We start from the raw sequence: 3,107 nt of genomic DNA, 5'->3' as shown, positions 1-3,107 counted from the left end.
TGCGCCCCGGGCTGCTGCCGCGCGCCGCTGCGGCGGTCTTCGTCACCCCGCCGCACACGCCGGCCGGCCTGGAGACGGTGGCGCGCGCCCTTGCCCTGACGCCGAGCGAGGCGCGCCTGCTCGAGCGGCTGATGGCGGGCGACACGCTGGCCGAGGCCGCCGCCGCCTTGGGCATCGCCGCGACCACGGCGAAGACGCATCTGCAGCACGTCTTCGCCAAGGCCGGCGTGTCCCGCCAGAGCGAGCTGCTGGCGCTGGCGGCGCGGCTGGCGCCGCCTACACCCGCTCGCTCACCTTGATCGCCACCTTGCAGCCCGCCTTGATCGCCGCGCTCAGCAGCCGGTAGGCCGGCGCCAGCTCCGCCTCGTTCTCCAGGCCGATGTCGCGATGCTCCAGCTCCTCGGCGCGGAAGCGCTCGATGGTGCCGCGCAGCTCCGCCTCGTCCTCGCCGAGCGCCTCGGCCTGGGCGCGGTAGTGCTCGTCGATCGCCTCCTCCACCGCGACGGTGCAGGCCATCGCGGCCCGCGAGCCGAGCAGCGCGGTGCCGGCGCCGAGCACGAAGCCGGCCACGTGCCACAGCGGCAGTAGTGCGGTGGGGCGCACGCGGCGCCGCGCGATGGCCTGGCTGAAATAGTCCAGGTGCACCTGCTCCTGCGCCTGCATGTGCCGCAGCACCGGCCCGTGCTTCGTGCGGCCCAGCACCGCCAGCTGTCCCTGGTAGATGCGCTTCGCGCCGTACTCCCCGGCATGGTCCACCCGGATGGTCCGCGCCACCATCTCCCGCGCGGTGGGGTCGCCCGGCAGCCTGCCCTCGCCCGTCCTCGTCATGTCCTGCGCCTGCTCCGTCCCGCGCCGCGCCAGATGAAGGCCGCGAGCGCCAGGGCGTAGATCAGGTTCATCTGCGCCATGGAAAGGGGCAGGAAGGGGATCAGGTAGGCCGGCTCGTCGCAGGGCTTGTTGGGCTGCGGCGCCAGGTTGCGCATCAGCTCCTCCACGCTGGTCGCACCGCCGGCCCCCGTCGCCAGGCAGGCCGGCAGCGGCGAGGGCCACCAGCGGAACTCCACGCCGACATGCAGCACCGCGACGGCGGCGGAGGCCAGCACGGCGAGCGCCGCGGCACGCAGCGCCCAAGGCCGCCACCGGGCGGGAAGCGTCAGCGCCAGCAGCGCGATCCCCGCCGCCACCCAGTAGGGCCAGCGCTGCCACAGGCAGAGCGCGCAGGGCGCAAGGCCCGGCCAGCGCTCGCTGCCCATGGCGAGCAGCGGCGCGGCGGCGGCGAGCAGGGCGGCGCCCAAGGGGAATGGCATGGCGAAGGGCATGCGCCGAAGATCGCCGCCCCGCGCTGCCGCCGCAACTGGACCGGCGGCGGTGGCTTGCCTAGCCTCCTTGCCTCGCGGGAGAGGGAGGCGCGCCATGCTGCGCATCTGGGGCCGGGCCAGCTCGTCCAACGTCATGAAGGTGCTCTGGCTCTGCGAGGAGCTGGGCGTGCCCTTCGAGCGGATCGACGCCGGCGGCGCCTTCGGCCGCACGAAGGACCCGGACTACCTGGCGAAGAATCCCAACGCCCTGGTCCCCACCATCGAGGAGCCGGACGGCTACACGCTGTGGGAGAGCAACAGCATCTGCCGCTACCTGGCCCGCACGCGCGGCGGCGGCGCCTTCCTGCCCGCCGATCCCCGCGCCGCGGCCGATGCGGAGCGCTGGATGGACTGGCAGCTCGCCTCGCTGAACGCGCCCATGACGACCATCTTCTTCACCTGGGTCCGCATCCCCGAGCCCGAGCGCGACTACGCCGCCGCGGGCAAGGCGCGCGACGCGGCGGAGCGGCTCTGGGCGATGGTGGAGGCGCAGCTCGCCGGCAAGGACTTCGTCTGCGGCGCGCAGCCGACGCTCGCCGACATCGCGCTCGGCCCCTATGTGCATCGCTGGTTCGCGCTGCCCATCGACCGCAAGCCGATGCCGGCGCTTGCGGCATGGTACGAGCGGCTGAAGCAGCGCCCGGGCTACGCGACGCACTGCGCTGGGGCGCTCGTCTGACGCGGCGGGCGGGAGGGACGCCGTCCCTCTCGAACCCTCCCTGCCAAGGGCCAGAGGGCCCTTGGAACCCATGAGCTGAACGCCGGTCGGGAGGGGGCACTTCGGCCCCCTCCCGACCGGCGTTGAACTGACGGAGGTCCAGGAGCCTTAGGCTCCTGGCGGGTGGGGTCCGGGGAGGGCAGCGCCCTCCCCGCGCCGCCGCGCCTACCGCGTCGCCCCCGGCGTCCAGGTCACGTCGCGCGCGCCGTTGCCGTTCAGGCGGCGCGACAGCACGAAGAGGTGGTCCGACAGCCGGTTGAGATAGCGGACCACCGCCGGGTTCACCGGCTCCTCGCCGGCCAGCGCCACGACCAGCCGCTCCGCGCGGCGCACCACGGTGCGCGCCAGATGCGCATGCGCGGCGCCCGGCGACCCGCCGGGCAGCACGAAGCTGCGCAGCGGCGGGATCAGCGCGTTCATCGCCGCCACCTCCGCCTCCAGCCGCGCGCACTGCGCATCCGTCACGCGCAGCCGGTCCTCGCCCAGGCCCGGCACGCAGAGATCGGCGCCCAGATCGAACAGGTCGTTCTGCACGCGCGACAGCATCGCGTCCGCCTCCGCGTCCTCCGCCAGGTGCAGCCGCACCAGGCCGAGCGCGGCATTCGCCTCGTCCACCGTGCCGTACGCCTCGACGCGCAGCGCATCCTTGCGCACGCGCGACCCGTCGCCGAGCGAGGTGTCCCCCGCATCGCCGCCACGCGTCGTGATCACGTCGAGCTTCACCATCGCCGTCCCTCGTCGAGGCGGAAGGTGATGGCGACCGTCGTGCTCGAAAAGACCGGGCGACCATTCTCCTGCGCCGGCTCGAAGCGCCAGCGCCGCACCGCGCGCTCGGCCGCCTCGTCCAGCGCCGCATGGCCGGAGGAGGCGAGCACCGTCGCGTCCAGGGCCTGCCCGCCCGGATCCACCTGCACGCGCAGCACCACGCGCCCCTGCTCGCCGCGGATCCGGCTGGCCGGCGGGTATTCCGGCGCCGCGTTGGCGCGGCCCGCGAGCGGCCGGGCCGGCACCACCGCGCCCTCCGCGATGCC

At 74.6% G+C, this 3,107-nt stretch carries 6 protein-coding genes; 2 read left to right on the top strand and 4 right to left on the bottom strand.

What is annotated here, in order from left to right; translation table 11 throughout:
• A partial coding sequence (locus OZN99_RS28475; RefSeq protein WP_270938594.1) for a LuxR C-terminal-related transcriptional regulator occupies positions 1-299 on the top strand: 299 nt, incomplete at its 5' end.
• Here OZN99_RS28475 and OZN99_RS28470 read toward each other — a convergent pair.
• Positions 277-828 carry a demethoxyubiquinone hydroxylase family protein gene (locus tag OZN99_RS28470; RefSeq protein ID WP_270938593.1) on the bottom strand — a complete coding sequence of 184 codons (552 nt, stop codon included), beginning with the start codon at positions 826-828 and terminating at the stop codon, positions 277-279. The two genes, OZN99_RS28475 and OZN99_RS28470, sit on opposite strands and share 23 nt — an antisense overlap.
• The gene (locus OZN99_RS28465; protein WP_270938592.1) at positions 825-1,307 is read right to left on the bottom strand and encodes a disulfide bond formation protein B; all 483 of its coding nucleotides are present in this window, start codon (positions 1,305-1,307) and stop codon (positions 825-827) included. The genes OZN99_RS28470 and OZN99_RS28465 overlap by 4 nt, the downstream gene beginning before the upstream one ends.
• A gap of 106 nt (positions 1,308-1,413) precedes the next feature.
• On the opposite strand from OZN99_RS28465, the gene OZN99_RS28460 reads away from it, so the two are divergent.
• Positions 1,414-2,037, top strand: coding sequence for a glutathione S-transferase family protein (locus OZN99_RS28460; protein WP_270938591.1), 624 nt, complete (start codon positions 1,414-1,416; stop codon positions 2,035-2,037).
• 204 nt (positions 2,038-2,241) lie between these two features.
• Here OZN99_RS28460 and OZN99_RS28455 read toward each other — a convergent pair whose 3' ends face one another.
• A complete protein-coding gene (locus OZN99_RS28455; RefSeq protein WP_270938590.1) occupies positions 2,242-2,802 on the bottom strand; it encodes a cob(I)yrinic acid a,c-diamide adenosyltransferase in 561 nt (186 codons plus the stop codon).
• The coding region (locus OZN99_RS28450; protein WP_270938589.1) for an energy transducer TonB at positions 2,796-3,107 on the bottom strand (312 nt) is incomplete at its 5' end. The genes OZN99_RS28455 and OZN99_RS28450, both read right to left, overlap by 7 nt.

This window comes from Falsiroseomonas oryzae, assembly GCF_027856955.1.
Classification (GTDB): Bacteria; Pseudomonadota; Alphaproteobacteria; order Acetobacterales; family Acetobacteraceae; genus Falsiroseomonas; species Falsiroseomonas oryzae.
Note: the sequence above shows the minus strand (reverse complement) of the source record. Positions and strands in the feature narration are given on the sequence as shown.